This window comes from Pseudomonas hunanensis, from assembly GCF_013393325.1.
Lineage (GTDB): Bacteria > Pseudomonadota > Gammaproteobacteria > Pseudomonadales > Pseudomonadaceae > Aquipseudomonas > Aquipseudomonas putida_P.
This window is the reverse complement of the sequence record NZ_QJRC01000083.1, coordinates 17,284-37,186: the sequence shown is the minus strand read 5'-3', so window position 1 is coordinate 37,186 and position 19,903 is coordinate 17,284. Positions and strand designations below refer to the sequence as shown.

The 19,903-nt window shown below is 62.3% G+C and carries 16 protein-coding genes and 1 tRNA gene; 10 read left to right on the top strand and 7 right to left on the bottom strand.

Features of this window, described 5'->3' with window-relative positions; genetic code table 11:
* The first annotated feature begins 67 nt into the window (after positions 1-67).
* The 3 genes from DM807_RS10925 to DM807_RS10915 all read left to right on the top strand — a co-directional run bounded on the left by DM807_RS10925 (position 68) and on the right by DM807_RS10915 (position 1,538).
* On the top strand, positions 68-526 hold the full coding sequence (locus DM807_RS10925; protein ID WP_012270008.1) for an aminoacyl-tRNA deacylase: 459 nt from the start codon (positions 68-70) through the stop codon (positions 524-526).
* A 61-nt stretch (positions 527-587) separates the two neighbouring features.
* The gene (locus DM807_RS10920) at positions 588-830 is read left to right on the top strand and encodes a DUF2789 domain-containing protein (RefSeq protein WP_012270009.1); all 243 of its coding nucleotides are present in this window, start codon (positions 588-590) and stop codon (positions 828-830) included.
* A 69-nt stretch (positions 831-899) separates the two neighbouring features.
* A complete protein-coding gene (locus DM807_RS10915) occupies positions 900-1,538 on the top strand; it encodes a hypothetical protein (RefSeq protein ID WP_012270010.1) in 639 nt (212 codons plus the stop codon).
* A 6-nt stretch (positions 1,539-1,544) separates the two neighbouring features.
* Here the strand turns inward: DM807_RS10915 and DM807_RS10910 are convergent, their stop codons facing one another.
* The 5 genes from DM807_RS10910 to DM807_RS10890 form a co-directional block, all read right to left on the bottom strand.
* A complete protein-coding gene (locus DM807_RS10910) occupies positions 1,545-1,982 on the bottom strand; it encodes a CBS domain-containing protein (protein WP_012270011.1) in 438 nt (145 codons plus the stop codon).
* A 170-nt stretch (positions 1,983-2,152) separates the two neighbouring features.
* A complete protein-coding gene (locus DM807_RS10905) occupies positions 2,153-3,883 on the bottom strand; it encodes a dipeptidase (protein WP_179027370.1) in 1,731 nt (576 codons plus the stop codon).
* Between the two features lie 161 nt (positions 3,884-4,044).
* A tRNA-Arg gene (locus tag DM807_RS10900) sits at positions 4,045-4,121 on the bottom strand.
* Between the two features lie 112 nt (positions 4,122-4,233).
* Positions 4,234-5,097 (bottom strand): ABC transporter ATP-binding protein, encoded by an 864-nt coding sequence (locus DM807_RS10895; protein ID WP_179027369.1) that lies wholly within the window; start codon positions 5,095-5,097, stop codon positions 4,234-4,236.
* On the bottom strand, positions 5,094-6,698 hold the full coding sequence (locus DM807_RS10890) for an ABC transporter permease (protein ID WP_244965025.1): 1,605 nt from the start codon (positions 6,696-6,698) through the stop codon (positions 5,094-5,096). Before DM807_RS10890 ends, DM807_RS10895 begins: the two co-directional genes overlap by 4 nt.
* 297 nt (positions 6,699-6,995) lie before the next feature.
* Here DM807_RS10890 and DM807_RS10885 point away from each other — a divergent pair, with 297 nt between their 5' ends.
* On the top strand, positions 6,996-8,033 hold the full coding sequence (locus DM807_RS10885) for an ABC transporter substrate-binding protein (RefSeq protein WP_060514239.1): 1,038 nt from the start codon (positions 6,996-6,998) through the stop codon (positions 8,031-8,033).
* A gap of 40 nt (positions 8,034-8,073) precedes the next feature.
* Positions 8,074-8,979, top strand: coding sequence for a TauD/TfdA dioxygenase family protein (locus DM807_RS10880; protein WP_060514238.1), 906 nt, complete (start codon positions 8,074-8,076; stop codon positions 8,977-8,979).
* A 118-nt stretch (positions 8,980-9,097) separates the two neighbouring features.
* On the opposite strand, the gene DM807_RS10875 is transcribed toward DM807_RS10880, so the two are convergent.
* On the bottom strand, positions 9,098-10,012 hold the full coding sequence (locus tag DM807_RS10875) for a LysR family transcriptional regulator (RefSeq protein ID WP_179027368.1): 915 nt from the start codon (positions 10,010-10,012) through the stop codon (positions 9,098-9,100).
* Positions 10,013-10,204: 192 nt separating this feature from the next.
* Here DM807_RS10875 and DM807_RS10870 point away from each other — a divergent pair, with 192 nt between their 5' ends.
* From DM807_RS10870 to DM807_RS10850, 5 genes are all read left to right on the top strand, one after another.
* Entirely contained in the window at positions 10,205-12,541 is a 2,337-nt protein-coding gene (locus tag DM807_RS10870) for a TonB-dependent receptor (RefSeq protein WP_179027367.1), read from the top strand.
* Between the two features lie 17 nt (positions 12,542-12,558).
* A complete protein-coding gene (locus DM807_RS10865) occupies positions 12,559-14,235 on the top strand; it encodes an aryl-sulfate sulfotransferase (protein ID WP_069943160.1) in 1,677 nt (558 codons plus the stop codon).
* 292 nt (positions 14,236-14,527) lie between these two features.
* Positions 14,528-15,970, top strand: a complete 1,443-nt coding sequence (gene gabD, locus DM807_RS10860; RefSeq protein ID WP_012270020.1) for an NADP-dependent succinate-semialdehyde dehydrogenase — start codon at positions 14,528-14,530, stop codon at positions 15,968-15,970.
* A 181-nt stretch (positions 15,971-16,151) separates the two neighbouring features.
* Positions 16,152-17,429, top strand: coding sequence for a 4-aminobutyrate--2-oxoglutarate transaminase (gabT, locus tag DM807_RS10855; protein WP_012270021.1), 1,278 nt, complete (start codon positions 16,152-16,154; stop codon positions 17,427-17,429).
* A 138-nt stretch (positions 17,430-17,567) separates the two neighbouring features.
* On the top strand, positions 17,568-18,806 hold the full coding sequence (locus DM807_RS10850; protein WP_060514233.1) for a response regulator: 1,239 nt from the start codon (positions 17,568-17,570) through the stop codon (positions 18,804-18,806).
* Positions 18,807-18,872: 66 nt separating this feature from the next.
* Here DM807_RS10850 and DM807_RS10845 read toward each other — a convergent pair whose 3' ends face one another.
* The gene (locus DM807_RS10845; RefSeq protein ID WP_012270023.1) at positions 18,873-19,901 is read right to left on the bottom strand and encodes a GGDEF domain-containing protein; all 1,029 of its coding nucleotides are present in this window, start codon (positions 19,899-19,901) and stop codon (positions 18,873-18,875) included.
* Positions 19,902-19,903: the final 2 nt, after the last annotated feature.

Genomic DNA, 19,903 nt, shown 5'->3' with positions numbered 1-19,903 from the left:
AGTTTAGCCCTGCCTGCCGCGGCCCGGCCTAAAATTGGAGATTGGGGGGCGAAACCGGAGGTGCATCATGCGTATGGCAAAGACCCTGCAGGCCCGCCTGGACAAGGCCAACTGCGACTACGACATCATTCCCCACCCACATTCGGCCACCAGCCTGGAGTCGGCCCGCACGGCCGGCGTGCCCGCCGAGCGGGTCGCCAAGTCGGTGATGCTCGATGACCGTCATGGCAACTACATCATGGCCGTGCTGCCGGCCAACCGGCATCTGGACATGAGCAAGGTTCGCATGTCCGGGGCTTGGCAACTGACCCGTGAAAGTGGCTTGCCAAGCTTGTTCAATGACTGCGAGCGCGGCGCAGTGCCGGCCCTTGGCGATGCTTACCAGATAAAAATGCTGCTCGACCCGAGCCTAACCCGCCAGGGTGATGTCTACCTGGAGGCGGGTGATCACGATCACTTGATCCACATGAGCATGGAGCAGTACATGAAGCTGGTGCCGCACGCTGAAGTGCGCGAGCTGTGCTGATGTTTTCACACCACTGCCAGGCGGGCGTCGTGGACGGCCTACCTGGCGCTTAGGAGGAACCATGGAAGCGCCGACCCATCCCTTTGCCGACCTGTTCAAGCAGTTGGGCTTGCCCGACGATCCCAAGAGCATCGATCAGTTCATTACCAGCCATTCGCCGCTGAAGAATGAAACCAAGCTGGTGGATGCGCCGTTCTGGACCGACTCTCAGCGTGCTTTTCTCAAGGAGAGCATCATTGAAGATGCCGATTGGGCGGTGCCGTTCGATCAACTCAACGAAGCGTTGCGCCGCCCCCGAAAATAAAGCGCCGAGCGGCACCTGACGAGTGATCGGCCGTTGCTATGCTCAGGAAAACAATAAGGGGATAGCGCGATGAAAGATCCCTACGCACCAGGTTTCTGGTGTTCCGTGACGATCCTGGGCACCCTGACGGCCAGTTACTTCTATGGCATCAGGCAGACGCAACAGATGAACCAGGCGGTGCATTTCCTGTATGCCGCTGCCGCAGTCACCGTGGCGGTTGTACTGGTGGCGCTGACCTGGATCGCCTGGCAGCAGTTGCACCTGAACAAGCGCGAAGTGATCCAGGGGCGAACGTTGCTGACCATCTGGAACACCAAGGTGGCGCTGCGCCGCGTCGAAACCGTATTCGACCGGTATTTCTGGGGCAGCTACTGGCATTCGGGGCGCACCTTCGAAGAAGTCATGGGCGAGCTCAAGGGCACGCCGCTGGAGCAGAGCCTGGATGCGCTGAAGCGCCAGTGCCGGGTGCTCGATCGCGAAATCCATGACCATCATCACCACTGGCTGGCCAACGCCCGCGACCTGTCCAGCGTGGCCCAGGCCATGGCCCGTGAGCGCTACCAGCTGGACCTGGGCGAACCCACGCACAGCGGCCACGGCAATACGGCAGTACTGAACCGTGACCTGGAAGTGCTGGTGTACACCTGGTCGGCGCGCCTGCGCAGTTTTGACCATCAGCTGGACGAGCTGGAGCGCGCCTACCATTGAAGGGGCTCACTCGCCGCGGATGTACTGTTCCATTTGTTGAATCAGGCTGGCCTGTTCGGCGATGGTTTCCTTCACCAGGTCGCCGATCGACAGCAGGCCGAGCAGTTTGCCGTTGTCGACCACCGGCAGGTGACGCAGGTGACGGTCGGTCATCAGGTTCATGCAGAAGTCGAGCTTTTGCTTGGGCTCCACGGTGACCACCGGTGCACTCATGATTTCGCGCACCGGTGTGGCGGCGGAAGAGCGGCCTTTGAGTACGAGTTTGCGCGCATAGTCCCGTTCACTGACGATACCCACCACTTGGTTGCCCTCGACCACGGGCAGCGCACCGACGTTTTTCTCCGCCAGCATTTTCAGGGCGTCGAGCACCGAGTCATCCGGGCCGATGGTGTAAACGGTCTGGTGCTGGGACTTGGTCTTGAGGATTTGTTCGACGGTCTTCATACGGGCCTCTGCGGGTGAAAAAAGCGCTGTCTCGGTGTAACTAAAGCATCCGGTACGGCGCTCTGCACGGCAATGCAGGAAACGGCATGGAGTCGATTGAAAAACGGCATGGGTGTTTGCCTGGGCCGGCCTCCTCGTGGCTTTAGCCGCGAAGAGGCCGGTACTGCCAATCAAAGCTTCGGCATTTGCCCGAGCCGTGCCACCATCTCGCTCACTACCTGCAGGTCCAGCATGAACTGGTCCACGGTCTTGAACTCGTTGTCGTTGTGCCCGGTGTATTTCACGTCCGGCATGGCCAGGCCGAACTGTACGCCATTGGGCAAGTCGTGCACCGAGGTCGCGCCGGCCGAGGTGCCGAACTCATGCTTCATGCCCAGGTTCTCGGAGGCCACAGCAAGCAAAGCTTTCACCCATTCGCCTTCGGGGTTGCGGTACATCGGTTCGTCCAGGCTATAGTCGAACGCCACCGAGGTGTGACTTTGCCGGGTCCACTTGCCCAGTTTGTCGGCCAGTTCATCCTTGATCGTGGCAATGGGTTTGCCTTTGGGGATGCGCAGGTTCACCGCCAATTTCAGGCCCTTGTCATCCACGCCGACAAAGGTCAGCGAGGCGGTCAGTGGGCCCATGAACGGGTCCTTGAAGGCCACGCCGAGCTTGTTGCCAAGGTAGTCCAGGCCCCAGTTGTCGGCCGCGTAGCGGGCCGCATCGGTGAACTGGTTGTGCTTGAGTGGTACCTGCTGGCCAAGGCCGTTGATGAAGTCGAGCATGCGAGCAACCGGGTTCACCCCGGACTCCGGCTCCGAAGAGTGGGCGGAAACACCGGTCACGGTGAGCAACACCTGTTTGCCGTCGGCCTTGGCATCGATGCTGAAGTCGCTTCCGTGCTGCTTCACATACTTGCTGCCGGCTTGCTGCAGGTGTTTGGCCAGCTGTGCCGGGTTGTCGGACACCAGGGTCGCCACCGATGTGGTCGGGATCTGGTTGGTGGCCAGGCCACCGGTCAGGTTGACGATTTCGGCACCCTTGCCCGTGGCCGGGCGCTTGCTGAAGCTGGCCATGACCGTGCCGTAGCCTTTTTCGGCGATGACCACTGGGTAGCCGCCGTCGAGGGCCAGGTTGTAGTCAGGTGTAGGGTTGCGCTCGAAATAGTAGGGGATGGCATCACCGCTGGTTTCTTCGGTGGTGTCGATCAGCAGCTTGAACTGCCGGGCGAGCGGCAAGTTTTCATCCTTGGCTACCTTCAGTGCATACATCGCCACCACGATGCCGTTCTTGTCGTCTTCGGTGCCGCGGCCGTACATGCGGTCACCGACCAGGGTGACCTTGAACGGGTCCAAGCGCGTACCGTCGGCCAGCTTCCAGTTGTCCGGGTTGACCGGTACCACGTCGGCGTGGGCATGGATGCCGATCACTTCCTTGCCGCTACCCAGCGAAATTTCGTACACCCGGTTGTCGATGTTGCGGAAGGCCAGGCCGAAGCTGTCGGCCAGGGCCTTGATCTTGTCGGCGATCTTGAGGAACTCAGGGTTTTCGTACTGCGGCGTGCCCTCGACGTTGAAGGTGGGAATGGCCACCAGTTCGCGCAGGGTTTCGGTTGCAGCCTTGCCGTACTTGATGCGGGTATACAGGCCGAGCAGGCGGTTGATTTCGTCCTGTTGCTCGGCGGCCAATGGTGTGTTGGCCAGGTAGGCGTCGAGGGTTGCCTCGAGGTTATCGGCCTTGGCCAAGTCGCTGCCTTTGAGCTTGCCGAGGAACTGCTTGAAGTCGCTTGGGTCGCTGCCGTCGAAGGCTTTGACGATGGCAGCGGACTGCTGCTGGGTGAGGTTGGCCTGGGCTGGCTGAGTGAACAAGCCGATGCTGGCCAGCAGCAGGGTGGTGGCGGTGAGTTTTTTCAGGTGCATGGTTGCGCGCATTCCTTCGCCAATCATTGTTATGGGTTACCCGTCCGGAAACGGGAAGACGCCCACGCTAACACCAATGACCCGTGGCACGGGAGTACCAGAAACGCGACTTGTCGCACAAACGAAAAAGCCCCGGGCTCAGGCCCAGGGCTTTTTTGATATGGCGCACTCGGCGGGATTCGAACCCACGACCCCTGCCTTCGGAGGGCAGTACTCTATCCAGCTGAGCTACGAGTGCAACGCGCACGCATGATACCCATCTGAATCGGTGACGTCCATCGCCTTGATCTGTAGCTGTTTTTACCTTATTGGTTGTGCAGATCCCTACAGGCCGGATGCATGCCGACTTCTCAGAGGGCGATCAACTCGGGGCTCAGGCCCTCTACACGGCGTGACGGTGGCGGCAGGTAGCCGCCGTCGCCGGTGATCTGGTGCAGCACCTTTTCGCGCAGGCCGTGCAGCGCTACGCCGGAGCGCAAGCGCGGGTGCGGCAGGTCTATGCCCACCACCGATTTGATGCGACCCGGCCGTGGCTCCAGCACCACAACCCGATCCGCCAGGTACGTCGCCTCTTCGGCATCGTGGGTCACCAGCAAGGTGGTGATGCCCGCCCGCTCGCGAATGGCCAGCAATTCGTCCTGCAGTTGCTGGCGGGTCAGCGCATCCAGTGCGCCGAACGGCTCGTCGAGCAGCAGGATGCGCGGGCTGGCTACCAGGCCACGGGCTATCGCCACACGCTGGGCCATACCACCGGACAGCTGGTGTGGATAGGCCGATTCGAAGCCGACCAGCCCCACCAGTTGTACGAATTCATGTACCCGCCGGGCGCGCTCACCTTGGGTGAGCGACTCGTTGGCCAGGCCCAGCGCAATGTTCTGTTCCACGTTCAACCAGGGAAACAGCCGATGCTCCTGGAACACGATGCCACGTTCGCCACCAATACCGCTGACGGCGTGGCCGTCGATGCGAATGCTGCCGCTGTAGTCGGTATCCAACCCCACCAGCAGGCGCAGCAGGGTGGACTTGCCGCAGCCGGAAGCGCCGACGATGGCGATGAACTCGCCCTGGTTGATCGAAAGGTTGAAGTTGCGGATGGCCTCGAGCGGTTGGCCATCGACGCTGAACACTTTGCCCACCCCTTCGAAACTGACCAGGGGCGGGGTTGCGTCGGGCTGGTTGGCCGCGTGCAGGTGCGAAGTGTTGAAGGCGTTCATGCGGTTCTCCAGCGCGTGGCGCGCGATTCAAGGCGTTGTCCAAGGGTGCCGAGCAGGGCGCCGACCAGGCCGATCAACAGCATGGCGGCCATCACCTGGTCCATACGGAACAGCTGCTGGGCACCGATCATCAGGCTGGCGATGCCGCCGTCCGAGGGCATGAAGTATTCGGCACCGATGGTGCCCAGCCAGGCATAGATCAGCGACAGGCGCAGGCCCGCGAAAATGCCCGGGGCCGCACCGGGCAGTACCAGCAGGCGCAAGCGTTGCCACAGACCCAGACGCAGGGTGCGGGCGGCTTCGCCCAACTGTGGTGAGAGGCCGGCGATACCGCGCTGGGTAGCGATCAGCAACGGGAAGAACGCGGCCAGCCCGACGAATACATGCTTGGCCCCTTCGCCCAGGCCGAACCAGGCGGTGAGCAGCGGCACCCAGGCGAACAGCGCCACCTGGCGCAAGGCTGTCAGGCTCGGCCCGAACAGGCGCTCGGCATTACGGGACAGCCCTAGCACCAAGCCGGCCAGCAGGCCAGCGCCGCCACCCAGCAGCAAGCCGGTCAGGGTGCGTTGCAGGCTGAGCAGCAAGGCTTGTGGTAGCGAACCATCAGCCAGGCCGACCAGCAGCGTGCGCAGTACCTCCAGTGGCGAGGTCAAGATATTCGGGTCGACCCAACCGAAGCTGCTGCTGGCCTGCCACAGCGCCAGTATCGCCAAGGGAAGCAGCAGGCTTTGCCAGCCACGCGGCACAGCACCGCGCTGGTGTTCTCCTGTGGCCGGTTGCGGCCAGTAAAGCAGGCGATGTTCCAGGGCCGAAAAACTGCGCTCCAGCACGGCACCGACCAGGCCGATCACCAGGATGCACAGCAGCACCAGGTCGAGCATGAACAGCTGCCGCCCCCAGACCATCAGGTAACCGATCCCCTCGCTGGAAGCCAGCAACTCGACCGCCAGCAGTGAGGTCCAGCCGGTGGCCAGTGCCAGGCGTACGCCAGTCAGAAAGGCGGGCAGGGCCGCCGGTAGCAACAGGCGCAGAAACAGCAGATGGCGAGGCAGGCGTAGCGCCGCGGCGGCCTCGCGCAGCTTGGGCTGGGCATCGCGCACACCGACCAGCGTGTGCAAGGTGATGGGGACCACCACGGCTTTCACCAGCACCACCAGCTTGAGCAACTCGCCGATGCCGAAGAACAGCATGAACAACGGGATCCAGGCCAGGGTCGGAATCTGCGCCAGCGCCACGAAGGTTGGCAGCACCAATGTCTGCGCCTGACGCGAAGCGCCCAGCCATACACCCAGCAGCAAGCCGCTGCCGATACCTACCGCCAGCCCCCAGAACAACCGCTGCAAGCTTATCCACAGGTGTCCCCAAAGCTCGCCGGCGCCAAACTCCAGCGCGCTTTGCCACACCAGCGCTGGTGCCGGCAGTATCTGCTCGCTCATCCAGTGCTGCCGGCTGGCCACCTCCCATAGCAGCGCAATCAGCACAGGCAGCAACCACGGCAGAACCCGCTGCACAGAGAGAATGCGGTCCCTGTGGGAGCGGCCTTGCGCCGCGAATGGGCCGCGTAGCGGCCCCCCCCGATTCCTGCTCAGCACTCCATTCATAGGCCATTTCCCGAAGCGTTGTTAAGTTATTCACTTATGGAATTAAAAATTAACTTAATCAGCATTCAAGAGATAAGAGCATGCGTCCTCTGCATGGGGAAGCCCCTTGCCGTTGCGTTTTCCTCATATTTTCCATGCGTTTTCCGCAAGCCCCGCTCAGGCCCGCATGCAGCCTGATTTATGCCTTTCAGTTACTAAAAAATGAAATTTTGATCTTTGTGGGTTCTAACCAGACCTGCCTAGCTTCTGGCCAAAGCGCCGGCCATCGCCGGTGGCAGCCTGCCAAGGAGCCTTGCCATGAAAACCCCGTTGCGTCACCTGATTACCGCCCTTGGGCTGGCGTTCACCCTAAGTGCCCACGCGGCTGAACCGGCCAGGCCAGCAAGCATCCGCATCGCCGTCCCCGACCTGAGCGCCGGCAGCAAGCCCAGCGCCGGTGGTGTGGTCGATGTACTGCGTGACCAGCAATTGCTGGAGAAGGAATTCGCCAAGGACGGCATCCGCATCGACTGGCGCTTTTTCAAGGGTGCCGGGCCGGTGGTGAACGAGGCATTGGCCAACGGCCAGGCTGATTTCGCGTACCTCGGCGACCTGGCGGCGATCGTCGGCAAGGCCAATGGCCTGGATACCCGCGTGCTGTCGGCGGGCGTGCGCGGGGTGAAGAGCTACCTGGGGGTGGTACCGGGCTCTGGCATCAAGACCCTGCACGACCTCAAGGGCAAGCGTGTGGCGGTGTTCCGCGGCACTGCCAACCAGTTGTCGTTCGCCAGCGCCCTGGCCAGCCAGGGGCTGAGCGAGCGTGAGCTGAAGGTGATAAACCTCGATTTCAACGCCGCCAACGCTGCGCTGGCGGCCAAGCAGATCGATGCCACCTGGGGCCTGTCCAACCTGCTATCGCTGCGTGAGCGCGGGCTGGTCGAGCTACCGGTCAATTCGCGTGACCTCGAAGGCGCCGGCAGCACCCAGGCAGTGCTGCTGGGCACCGGCGATTTCATCCGTCAATACCCCGAGCTGGTGCAGCGCCTGGTCAATGCCCAGGAGCAGGCCAGTGCCTGGCTGCGCGACGAACACAACCGTCAGGCCTACATCGATCTGGTGGCCAGCAACGCCAATTGGCCGCGCAGCATCCTCAGCGATGACCTGGCCAAGGAAGACCTCGCCCACTACTTCGACCCACGCCTGGACGCCGGATTCGTCGGCCAACTGCAGCAAGGCGTCGACCTGGCTGCCAAGGAGCGTTTGATTCGCCGTGGCTTCCAGGTGGCCGACTGGATCGAACCGCGTTTCCTCGATGCTGCGCTGAAACAGGAGCAGGCCGTGCAGGCCGCCCGCTGAACCATCAAAAACCCCGACAATGACCGCAAGGACCACGACCATGAGCAATGCTGCCCTGGCCACCGCGCCACAAGCCCTTGAACTCGACATTCACCCGGTTGCCGGCCGTATCGGCGCCGAAATCCGCGGGGTAAGACTGTCCGCCGACCTCGACGCAGCTACCGTCGAGGCTATTCAGGCGGCCCTGGTACAACACAAAGTGATCTTCTTCCGTGAGCAGACCCACCTGGATGACCAGAGCCAGGAAGGTTTTGCCAAACTGCTCGGCGAGCCGGTGGCCCACCCGACCGTACCGGTGGTCGATGGCACCAGCTACCTGCTGCAACTGGATGGTGCCGAAGGTCAGCGAGCCAACTCCTGGCACACCGACGTGACCTTCGTCGATGCCTACCCCAAAGCCTCGATCCTGCGCAGCGTGGTGGCGCCGGCATCCGGTGGCGATACCGTGTGGGCCAACACGGCTGCGGCCTACCAGGAATTGCCTGAGCCGCTGCGCGAGCTGGCCGACAAGCTGTGGGCGGTGCACAGCAACGAATACGACTACGCCAGCATCAAGCCAGATGTAGACCCGGCCAAGCTTGAGCGTTATCGCAAGGTATTCACATCGACCGTGTACGAAACCGAGCACCCGGTGGTACGCGTGCATCCGATCAGTGGTGAGCGGGCACTGCAATTGGGGCACTTCGTTAAACGCATCAAGGGCTATTCGCTGGCAGATTCGCAGCACCTGTTCGCTGTGCTGCAAGGGCATGTGACGCGCCTGGAGAACACTGTGCGCTGGCGCTGGCAGGTGGGGGATGTGGCGATTTGGGATAACCGCGCGACGCAGCATTATGCGGTGGATGATTATGGGACCCAGCCGCGGGTTGTGCGCCGGGTGACATTGGCGGGAGAAGTGCCGGTGGGTGTGGATGGTCAACTGAGCCGAACTACGCGTAAAGGTTGAGAGTGCCGGGGCCGCTTTGCGGCCCTGTCGCGACACAAGGCCGCTTCCACAAAAGCACGGCGCACGCCGAGCCAATGTGTAGCGGCCTTGTGTTGCGATCCGGGGGCGAAGCCCCCAGCTACATCTCGGAATCACAGGCAATCAATTGCCTCACCAGCCCTTGCGCCAACGGCGACAAGCCATACCCCACCCGGCTCACCACTCCATAGCGTGTATGGCACGCTTCTTCCTGCTCCGGCGTCAGGTCCGCCAGCTGCAACTTCACCAGCCCGCCGTCGCGTTGATAAGGCCGCAAATTGGCATTGCAGGCAATGCCGATGGTGTCCGAGTGCATCACCACATTCAGCAGCGCGTACCCATGCTCGCACTCCACCGCAGGCAAAAAGTCCTGCCGCCCACTAAGGTCACTGAGGATCTTGCGGATATTCGGCGGGCGAAAAGTGGTGGCCATCGGATAGTCGAACAGGTCTCGTGCCAGCACGCTCTGCCGCTTGGTCAGCGGGTGCCCGGCGCGGCAGCAAAAATGCCAGCGTTGCGGCGTCAGCTTGTGCACTTGGTAATCCGGGTCAGACTCGAACTGGCGGGTGTCGGCAACGAAAAACTCGATCTCCTCGGCTACCAGCTTGCGGTTCAGCGCCTGCCAGTTGTCCACCTGGAAGCAGGTGCGCGCCGCCGGGAATTCGGCCACGAAGCGCGCCACCGCACGCGGCACCAAACCACCGGCTGGCGCGGGGCCGGAGCCAAAGCGCACCACCCCGGTGGTTGCGCCGTTGAATTGGTGAATTTCGTTGACCAGGTTGTGCGCCCCATGCACCAGCCGCCGCGAATGCTCCAGCACCAGCAACCCCTGGCGGGTTGGCGCCAGTTCCTTGCTGGCGCGGTCCACCAGGCGGCAGCCGATGTTGTGCTCCAGGGTCTGGATGCTGCGGCTGAAAGCCGATTGCGACAGGTTAACCGCCGCCGCAGCCGCCACGAAACTGCGGTGCTCGACAAGGGCAATGTAGTGGCGCAGTTGACGCAGATCGATATGCATTTTCTACATTAAAACCTTCGGTCAAATGCAATTGCTGACAAGGGTGAGTCCCCTTATAAAGGGTGTTACTTATTCCACTAAATATGAATTACAAATATTTATATCACTTAAAAGAATATAAGCCCGTCTGACCGCGACTCGGTTCCGCCAACGGAAATGCTCGCCAGGGCCCATGCCTCAAGGAGCATTTGCATGTCCGGACTTTCCCGTTGGCCTGCGCGCGCGTCGCGTTTCACCTTGCAACCCTTGGCCGCTGGCGTGCTGCTGGCGGCGTCCTCCGGAAGCTTTGCCGAAGCGCCGGTCAGTGCCACCCCGGCGGTGGAACAGGAAGCCAAGCTCGGCACCGTCACGGTCAATGCTCGTCGCCGGGAAGAAACCGCGCAAAGCGTGCCCACGCCGATCAGCGTGTTGGACAGCGAAACCCTGGAAACTCAGCGCATCTACCGCGTGCAGGATTTGCAACAGTTGGTGCCCAGCACCAACGTCGCTTATGTGCATGCGCGCCAGTCGAGCATCTCGATCCGTGGCCTGGGTAACAACCCGGCCAGCGACGGCTTGGAAGGCAGCGTTGGTATCTACCTGGACAACGTCTACCTCGGCCGCCCCGGCATGGCGGTATTCGACCTGCTGGATGTCGAGCAGCTGGAAGTGCTGCGCGGCCCGCAGGGCACGTTGTTCGGCAAGAACACCACCGCTGGTGTGCTGAACATCACCACGCGCAAGCCCACCTTCCACCGCGAAGGCAGCATCCAGCAGTCGTTCGGCGAAGACGGCTACCTGCAAACCCAGGGCAGTTTCTCGGGGCCGATCAGCGAGACGCTGGCCGGGCGCATCAGCGCCTATCGCACCGAAGACGATGGCTATGTGAAGAACATCCACAACGGTGACGACCTCAACGGCGGCAAGCGCCAGGGCTTTCGCACCCAACTGCTGTTCAAGCCCAGCGACACCTTCAACCTGCGCTGGATAGGCGAGTACAACGAAGAAGACTCCAACAACGGCATCCTCAGCCTGTACAGCACCGGGCCGACCATCAATGGCGTCAACCGCTACGAAAGCCTGGCCGCCCAGGCGGGCGCGACGCTGGTGTCGGGCAAGGACCGCAAGGTCAATTTCGACGCCGACCAGCAGGTGACGGTGTTCCAGGGCGGCACTTCGGTGGAGGCCAACTGGACCTTGCCCAACGACTTCACCCTGACTTCGATCACCGCCTACCGCTGGTGGGACTTCACCCCGCGCAACGACGACGGCCTGAACGTGCCGGTGTTCTACAGTGCCGGTGTATCGGTGCGTGACAAGCAGTACTCGCAGGAAATCCGCCTGGCATCGCCCACCGGTGGTGCTTTCGACTATGTGCTGGGCGCCTACTACTTCAAGCAGGACCTGGACAACAAGTCCTTCACCTATTACGGGCCGCAGGCGGATGTCTGGAACCTGACCCCGGCCGGTGCGCTGAACAACGTCAACACAATTGGTGATGGGCACATCGATACCGACAGCTACGCGCTGTTCGCCCAGGGCACCTGGCATGTCACCGATCGCCTGGACTTCACCGCCGGTATCCGCGGAACCTACGAAGAAAAGAGCGCCTGGGTGACTCGCGATGCGCCCAGCGGCGGTGCCGCGGTAAATGGGCCCGCTGCCGCTGCGCGCCAGGCCCGGATAGGTGCCTATGATTCGGGCGACCTCAACCAATACAGCTTCAGCCCTTCCGGCCTGTTGGGCCTGAGCTACCGCTTCAGCGAGCAACTGCTGGGCTACGCCACCCTGACTCACGGTGAGAAATCTGGCGGTGTAAACCTGACTGTAGGCGCCGCGCCACGGCTGGGCACCGATTCGCTGCTGGTGGGCACCGAGCGGGTCAACAACGCCGAACTGGGCTTGAAAAGCACCTTGTTCGACGGCCGCCTGCAACTCAACAGCAATCTGTTCTGGGCCGAAGTGCATGGTTACCAGGCCAACGTCTACGACCAGATCAACCGCGTGCAGTACCTGGCCAACGCTGGGCGCGTGCGCTCGCGCGGCCTGGAGTTCGAGGCCACGGCGCTGCCGATTCGTGGCCTCACGGTCAACTTCAACGGTTCGTGGAACGACGTACGCTACACCGAGTACAAGGACGCCCCATGCCCGCCGGAGGTGAGCCTGGCCAATGCCACTGCCACCTGCGATCTGTCCGGCCACCAGGTGGTCGGCGCCTCCAAGTACATCGCCAACCTCAACACCCAATACAAGTGGCAAGCCACCGAGCATGTCGAGCCCTACGTCACTGCCAGCTACGCCTTCCGCTCGAAGGCCGTGGGCACCATTGACGATTCCGATTTCGGCCAGATCCCCAGCTACGCGCTGGTCAACCTTTCCGCCGGTGTGCGCCTGGACCAGGGCGACGGCGTGGTCGACCTGTCGCTGTGGGTGAAAAACGCCGGCGACAAAACCTACTTCACCAGCCTGTGGAACTCCGCCAACGGTGGTTACGCCGGCGTGCTCGGCACCCCACGCACCTTCGGCGCAACCGCCCGTTACGACTTCTGAGCACAAGGAGCTATGCCATGAATGCCAAGACCCAAACCCCTGCACTGCCTGAAGGCGCCTGCCTGACCGCAAAAGTCCCGGAGCGCGACGAAGCGCTGCTCGGCGACGTGGTGGTCAACCCGTACCGCCTGGCGCCGCTGACCGCGATCATCCGCGACGGCGGGCGCAGCCTGAGTGACGCGCATGTCCGTGTGCTGGGGCGCGGTGAGCGGGGCGTGGACATCGTCTATGACGTGTCCGACCGTTCGCTGTGGACCTACGGCGGTATCCCGGTATTTGGCCTGTACCCGGACCACGTCAACCAGGTGGAAGTGACCTACAAGCTCGATGGCGAGCGCATTCGCGAGCAGTACCAGATCTACGCCCCCGCCGTGCGTCTGCCCGTGGTGGCGAAGCAGACTGCTGCGTTGCCAGAGGTGGAACCGGTCAAAGTGGCGCCGGGCTTCGAAAAGCGCCTGTACCTGTTCAACCATCTGCAGGGCGACATTCCGGGCGGCCGCGCCTTCAAGTGGAATGCCCTGGGTGGTGCGGCGGAATGGGACCAGGTCGGCAACAACTGGATTGCCGACAGCAATGGCGATGTGCGCTGGTACCTGGATATCGAACAGATCCACGACTCCAACCGCCGCGATAGCCTGGGCGGCACCATGGGCTTCCAGCAGACCCGCGACGGCAAGCTGATCTGGGGCCAGGGCCAGACCTATTCCAAGTATGACCTGCTGGGCCGACGCATCTGGCAGCGCAGCCTGCCCGACAAGTTCGCCGACTTTTCCCATGAAATCCGCGAAACCAGCAATGGCACCTACTTGCTACGGGTTGGCACCAGCGACTACCGCCGCCCTGACGGCAAGCGCGTGCGCTCGATTCGTGACCATATCATCGAGGTCAGCGAGGCCGGGGATGTGCTCGATTTCTGGGACCTCAACCAAATCCTCGACCCCTACCGAGGCGATCTGCTGGAAACCCTCGGCAAGGCGGCGATCCAACTGCCGCCTGGGGTGCAGAAACAGGACGAGCGGTTGGCCAACGAATTGGCCGAGGGCGACTTGCCCTTTGGTGACACGCCGGGGGTGGGCACCGGGCGTAACTGGGCACACGTCAATGCCATTGATTACGACGCCGATGACGACAGCATCATCGTTTCAGCACGTCACCAGGGCGTGGTGAAGATCGGCCGTGACAAGCAGGTGAAATGGATTCTCGCCTCCCCCCAAGGCTGGCCGCAGCATTTGCGTGAGAAGGTGCTGAAACCGGTCGAAAGTGAGGGCTTCGATTGGTCGTGGACCCAGCACACCGCCTGGCTGACCGGCAAAGGCACGCTGACCGTGTTCGACAATGGCTGGGGGCGTGACTTTGCGCCGACCAAGCTGGCCGGCAACTACAGCCGGGCAGTGGAGTACCGCATCGACGAAGCCGAGGGCACGGTCGAGCAGGTGTGGGAGTACGGCAAGGCACGCGGCGACGAGTGGTACAGCCCGGTGACCTCGGTGGTGGCCTACCGGCCAGAGACCGACACCCAGTTCATCTACTCGGCTTCGGTGAACTTCCTCACCCCCGAAAAATTGACCACTACCGTGCTCAACGAGGTGCGGCGCGGGACCCAGGAGGTGTTGGTGGAACTGAAGGTACACAGCCGGCAGCCGGGCTCGGTCGGTTATCGAGCACTGGTGATCGACTTGGCCAAGGCGTTCTGATTCATCCCCTTCGGGAGGGCCGTCGGTCCTCCCATCACATTTCCTTCAGTTGATTCGTCTAACCTGTACCGGCCTCTTCGCGGCGGTTCGGCGCCCTGATGAGTCCGCGACGAGGCCGGTTGCCATCATGCGGGATGATGAATTTTCCACTCGGCTGTTCAACCATTCGTTCTTTTTTTCGAACAGCCTATTGTCCAACACCCCAGCAGCCGCTTAGCATTCGTTTGAGATTTCAAACGCTCGATGCCCTGCCTTGGGCGCTTTTCAACAATCAACAATTCGGGAAGCCGACATGCAGCTCAAAGACGCTCAGTTGTTCCGCCAGCAAGCCTATATCAATGGTGAGTGGCTGGATGCGGACAACGGCCAGACCATCAAGGTGACCAACCCGGCCACCGGTGAAGTCATCGGTACCGTGCCGAAGATGGGTACCGCGGAAACCCGCCGTGCCATCGAAGCCGCCGACAAGGCCCTGCCGGCCTGGCGTGCCCTGACCGCCAAAGAGCGTTCGGCCAAGCTGCGTCGCTGGTTTGAACTGATGATCGAGAACCAGGACGACCTGGCTCGCCTGATGACCACCGAGCAAGGCAAGCCACTGGCCGAAGCCAAGGGCGAAATCGCCTACGCCGCCTCGTTCATCGAGTGGTTCGCCGAAGAAGCCAAGCGCATCTACGGTGACACCATCCCTGGCCACCAGCCAGACAAGCGCCTGATCGTCATCAAGCAGCCAATCGGTGTTACCGCGGCCATCACGCCGTGGAACTTCCCGGCCGCCATGATCACCCGTAAAGCCGGCCCGGCCCTGGCCGCTGGCTGCACCATGGTGCTCAAGCCTGCTTCGCAAACCCCTTACTCCGCCCTGGCCCTGGTAGAGCTGGCCCACCGTGCCGGTATCCCGGCTGGCGTGCTGAGCGTGGTTACCGGTAGCGCTGGTGAAGTTGGCGGCGAGCTGACCGGCAACTCCCTGGTACGCAAACTGTCCTTCACCGGCTCGACCGAAATCGGTCGCCAGCTGATGGAAGAATGTGCCAAGGACATCAAGAAGGTTTCCCTGGAGCTGGGTGGCAACGCCCCGTTCATCGTGTTCGACGACGCCGATCTGGACAAGGCGGTCGAAGGCGCGATCATCTCCAAGTACCGCAACAACGGCCAGACCTGCGTCTGCGCCAACCGTATCTACGTGCAGGACGGCGTCTACGACGCGTTCGCCCAGAAGCTGGCCGCTGCTGTGGCCAAGCTGAAGATCGGTAACGGCCTGGAAGAAGGCACCACCACTGGCCCGCTGATCGACGGCAAGGCTGTCGCCAAGGTTCAGGAACACATCGAAGACGCCGTTGGCAAAGGCGCCAAGGTGCTGTCCGGTGGCAAGCTGATCGAAGGCAACTTCTTCGAGCCGACCATTCTGGTTGACGTGCCGAAGACTGCTGCTGTCGCCAAGGAAGAGACCTTCGGCCCATTGGCGCCGCTGTTCCGCTTCAAAGACGAAGCCGAAGTCATCGCCATGTCCAACGACACCGAGTTCGGCCTGGCCTCGTACTTCTACGCCCGCGACATGAGCCGCGTGTTCCGTGTTGCCGAAGCGCTGGAATACGGCATGGTGGGTATCAACACCGGCCTGATCTCCAACGAAGTGGCGCCGTTCGGTGGCATCAAGGCTTCGGGCCTGGGCCGCGAAGGTTCCAAGTACGGTATCGAGGACTACCTCGAAATCAAATACCTGTGCATCAGCGTCTGATAGCACGGTAAAGGCTTTACCTCTGCCAGCGGGGCGCGAGAGCGACGTCTCGCTGGCCTTTTTTACATCGCAGTACCTGGTGGCCAGGGCGTTTGCGGCAGTCGATCAACGAATACTGTTCGCGAGCACTCCCAGCCCCCCCGAATAAAAGCGCCATTCCTGTCGGCGCAATGAGGGCATTATGAGCAAGACCAACGAATCCTTGATGCAACGTCGTGTAGCTGCCGTCCCACGTGGCGTTGGCCAGATCCACCCGATCTTCGTCGACACCGCGAAGAACTCGACTGTGATCGACGTTGAAGGCCGCGAACTGATCGACTTCGCCGGCGGCATCGCAGTGCTGAACACCGGCCACCTGCACCCGAAAGTGGTTGCGGCCGTGCAAGAGCAACTGACCAAGGTCAGCCACACCTGCTTCCAGGTACTGGCTTACGAACCTTACGTAGAGCTGTGCGAAAAGATCAACAAGCTGGTCCCAGGCGACTTCGACAAGAAGACCCTGCTGGTCACCACCGGCTCCGAAGCCGTTGAAAACGCCGTGAAGATCGCCCGTGCCGCCACCGGCCGCGCTGGCGTCATCGCCTTCACCGGCGGCTACCACGGCCGTACCATGATGACCCTGGGCCTGACCGGCAAGGTTGTGCCGTACTCCGCTGGCATGGGCCTGATGCCAGGCGGTATCTTCCGCGCCCTGTTCCCGAGCGAACTGCACGGTATCAGCGTTGACGACGCCATCGCTTCGGTCGAGCGCATCTTCAAGAACGACGCCGAGCCACGCGACATCGCCGCGATCATCCTCGAGCCAGTACAAGGCGAAGGCGGCTTCCTGCCAGCGCCTAAAGAGCTGATGAAGCGCCTGCGCGCCCTGTGCGACCAGCACGGCATCCTGCTGATCGCCGACGAAGTACAGACTGGCGCTGGCCGTACCGGCACCTTCTTCGCCATGGAACAGATGGGCGTTGCGCCTGACCTGACCACCTTCGCCAAATCCATCGCTGGCGGCTTCCCGCTGGCCGGTGTGTGCGGCAAGGCCGAGTACATGGACGCGATCGCTCCGGGCGGCCTGGGCGGCACCTACGCCGGTTCGCCGATCGCTTGCGCCGCGGCCCTGGCCGTGATCGAAGTGTTCGAAGAAGAAAAACTGCTGGACCGCAGCAAGGCTGTGGGTGAGCGCCTGACCACCGGCCTGCGCGAAATCCAGAAGAAGCACCCGATCATCGGCGACGTCCGTGGTCTGGGCTCGATGATCGCTGTTGAAGTCTTCGAGAAAGGCACTCACACCCCGAACGCTGCTGCTGTTGGCCAGGTGGTTGCCAAGGCACGCGAAAAGGGTCTGATCCTGCTGTCCTGCGGTACCTACGGCAACGTTCTGCGTATCCTGGTACCGCTGACTGCCGAAGACGCACTGCTGGACAAAGGTCTGGCCATCATCGAAGAGTGCTTCGCTGAACTCGCTTGATGTGACGCGCTTCTGAAAAAACCCGCTTCGGCGGGTTTTTTTTGTGCCCAGAAAAGGCTTGGGGCGCTATGGTTAGCGGAGGATTTGCTTGGGAAGCTGCGACGGACTGTGTGTCAGGCTATTCAGGAGTAGTTGGCGATGAGCGCTGCAAACCCCACCGCACCAAACGTACTGATTGTCGAGGGCGATCCCTGGGTACGTGACATGCTCAGCGAAATGCTGCTCAGCGTGCGCTGTGACGCGCGCCTGCAGGTATGCGCCGACGGCTCGCAAGCGCTCAGTGCGTTGTCCAGTAAGCCTGACCTGATCATCGCCGCCCGCGAGCTGGCCGGTGTCGATGGCCTCGACCTGTTGCGCAAGGTGCGCGCCAAAGGGCCGGGGCTGCCGTTCATTCTCATGAGCAACCGCAGCGACAGTGCCAGTGTGCGCGAGGCATTGCCCCTGCACCCCACGGCCTACCTGAGCAAACCGTTGAACCTGGACAACCTGCGCAAGCGCCTGGAAGAGCTGCTGGTGGCCGTTGGCGAAGAGATCGCCTGCCCAATGCCGGCCTTGCAGCCGGGTGCCAGCCTGCCGGCCTACCTTGAACAGCGTCGCGCTAACGCCGATGGCGGGCCGCTGTTGGCCGATGTGCAGGTGGCTATCAAGCGCGCGCTCAACCCCCAGGGCCTGAACCTGAAGGTGCTCGAAGAGGAGGTGCGTAACGACCCGCAGGTCACGGCGGTATTGATCGCAGCGGCCAATAGCGCGGCCTTGCACCGTGAGGCGCCGGTGCAGACGTTGCTGCAAGCCCTGAACAAGCTTGGCAGCACCCAGAGCATGAACCTGATCCTGGGCATGACCCTCAAGCGCAGCGCACGCCTCAGCGACCCATTGCTGGCTGAGCACGCGGCCCGTTACTGGGACCTGTCGCTGCATACGGCGGAATATGGCCGCACCCTGGCGCGTCTGCTCGAGCTGGACGAAGGGCGTTGTTACTGCGCGGGCTTGCTGCATTGCCTGGGTGACCTGGCGGTGTTGCGCTGCCTGCAGGAGTGGCGGCTGGCCGGAGGGGACTTGGACGAGCGCAATGTGCAGCAGTCGCTGGATGAGTTTGGTGCGGCGTTCGGTTCGGCGCTGCGTACCCGTTGGCGGCTGCCGCTGGCCTTGCGCGAATTGATCGCGGCGATCTACCAGTTGGGCGGCGGCGTGTATTCGCGGGAGATCCTGGCCATGAGCCTGGCAGGGCAGCTGTCGCGGCTGCCGGCTGAGCAGGGGCTGGAGAAAGTAGCCAGCGGCAAGACCGCACGCTTGCTCAAGCTGGGCTTGCCGGAGCTGAACCGGCTGCGCAAGGTGGAAAACCCCGAAGTCAAACCGCAGGAAGAGCCGCCGGTGTAGCCCCTGTAGGAGCGGGCGAGCCGGCGAACACCGGCCAAAGCCGGTGCCATCCTGCACGTTGCCTGATCAGCCGCGGACTATCTGGTTCTTGCCTTGCCGCTTGGCTTGGTACATCGCCGCATCGGCTCGGGCATACAGGCTATCCAGCGTTACATCCTCTTCGGTCAGCCCGGTCAGCCCCTGGCTCACCGTCACCCCGTAGGTCTGCTGCCCATGGCTGAAGCTCAAGCGCTGAATCTGCCGCTGCAAACGCTCGGCAATCTGTTCTGCGACCTCGGCGTTGCAACCTGGGAACACCGCTGCGAACTCCTCGCCGCCAATGCGCCCGAACAGGTCGCCACGGCGTAGCACGGCTTTGCCGCTGTCGGCGATGTGTTGCAGCACCTGATCGCCTTCCTGGTGGCCGTAACTGTCGTTGATGCGCTTGAAGTCATCGATATCCAGCAACAGAAAGGCCAGCGGCGTGCCGTCTTCGCGGGCGCTGTCGAACGCTTGCTGAGCACACTCGAAGAAGTGCCTGCGGTTGCTGCTCTGGGTCAGCACATCGGTGGTGGCCAGGCGCTGCAGCTCCCCTTCAAGCTGCTTCTTTTCGGTGATGTCTTCGGCGATACCGACAATGATCACCCGGTCGCCATCGTGCTGCTGGTTGATGTAGCACTTGTCGCTCAACCAGCGCAGTTGCCCGTCGGCATTGAGGATACGGTATTCGCGGTCTTCCACTGCGCCCTTGAGCAGCACCTGAGCCAGGCTGCGTTCGGCGAACTCGAGGTCATCGGGGTAAATACTGTCACGCCATTCGTTGTAGTCGGCCAGCACCAGGCTGACGGGGCGGCCAAAGATGCGCTCGTAGGCGGGGCTCACATACAGCACCTGGCGGGTTTCCCAGTCGAAGGCCCAGAGCACCGCATTGACGCTGTCGAGCAGCGAGCTGAACAGCTGATCGCGCTCACTCAGGCGGGCAACCTCGCCTTGGGCGTGGAGGAGTGCCAGTAACGTCTGGGCGGCTTCGGGAGGTGGGGTGCCGGGCAATGTCGTTGGAATGTTCTTGGCCATGTGCACGAAGCGGGTCTCAACGTGAAAGCGTGCGGCCAGCATCC

What these genes read in the sequence shown, in the direction of transcription:
- DM807_RS10920 (WP_012270009.1), top strand. Translation starts at nt 588, where the DNA reads ATGGAAGCGCCGACCCATCCCTTTGCCGACCTGTTCAAGCAGTTGGGC.
- DM807_RS10845 (WP_012270023.1), bottom strand. Translation starts at nt 19,901, where the DNA reads ATGCTGGCCGCACGCTTTCACGTTGAGACCCGCTTCGTGCACATGGCC.
- DM807_RS10925 (WP_012270008.1), top strand. Translation starts at nt 68, where the DNA reads ATGCGTATGGCAAAGACCCTGCAGGCCCGCCTGGACAAGGCCAACTGC.
- gabD (WP_012270020.1), top strand. Translation starts at nt 14,528, where the DNA reads ATGCAGCTCAAAGACGCTCAGTTGTTCCGCCAGCAAGCCTATATCAAT.
- DM807_RS10905 (WP_179027370.1), bottom strand. Translation starts at nt 3,883, where the DNA reads ATGCACCTGAAAAAACTCACCGCCACCACCCTGCTGCTGGCCAGCATC.
- gabT (WP_012270021.1), top strand. Translation starts at nt 16,152, where the DNA reads ATGAGCAAGACCAACGAATCCTTGATGCAACGTCGTGTAGCTGCCGTC.
- DM807_RS10915 (WP_012270010.1), top strand. Translation starts at nt 900, where the DNA reads ATGAAAGATCCCTACGCACCAGGTTTCTGGTGTTCCGTGACGATCCTG.
- DM807_RS10850 (WP_060514233.1), top strand. Translation starts at nt 17,568, where the DNA reads ATGAGCGCTGCAAACCCCACCGCACCAAACGTACTGATTGTCGAGGGC.
- DM807_RS10895 (WP_179027369.1), bottom strand. Translation starts at nt 5,097, where the DNA reads ATGAACGCCTTCAACACTTCGCACCTGCACGCGGCCAACCAGCCCGAC.
- DM807_RS10880 (WP_060514238.1), top strand. Translation starts at nt 8,074, where the DNA reads ATGAGCAATGCTGCCCTGGCCACCGCGCCACAAGCCCTTGAACTCGAC.
- DM807_RS10890 (WP_244965025.1), bottom strand. Translation starts at nt 6,698, where the DNA reads ATGAATGGAGTGCTGAGCAGGAATCGGGGGGGGCCGCTACGCGGCCCA.
- DM807_RS10875 (WP_179027368.1), bottom strand. Translation starts at nt 10,012, where the DNA reads ATGCATATCGATCTGCGTCAACTGCGCCACTACATTGCCCTTGTCGAG.
- DM807_RS10910 (WP_012270011.1), bottom strand. Translation starts at nt 1,982, where the DNA reads ATGAAGACCGTCGAACAAATCCTCAAGACCAAGTCCCAGCACCAGACC.
- DM807_RS10870 (WP_179027367.1), top strand. Translation starts at nt 10,205, where the DNA reads ATGTCCGGACTTTCCCGTTGGCCTGCGCGCGCGTCGCGTTTCACCTTG.
- DM807_RS10865 (WP_069943160.1), top strand. Translation starts at nt 12,559, where the DNA reads ATGAATGCCAAGACCCAAACCCCTGCACTGCCTGAAGGCGCCTGCCTG.
- DM807_RS10885 (WP_060514239.1), top strand. Translation starts at nt 6,996, where the DNA reads ATGAAAACCCCGTTGCGTCACCTGATTACCGCCCTTGGGCTGGCGTTC.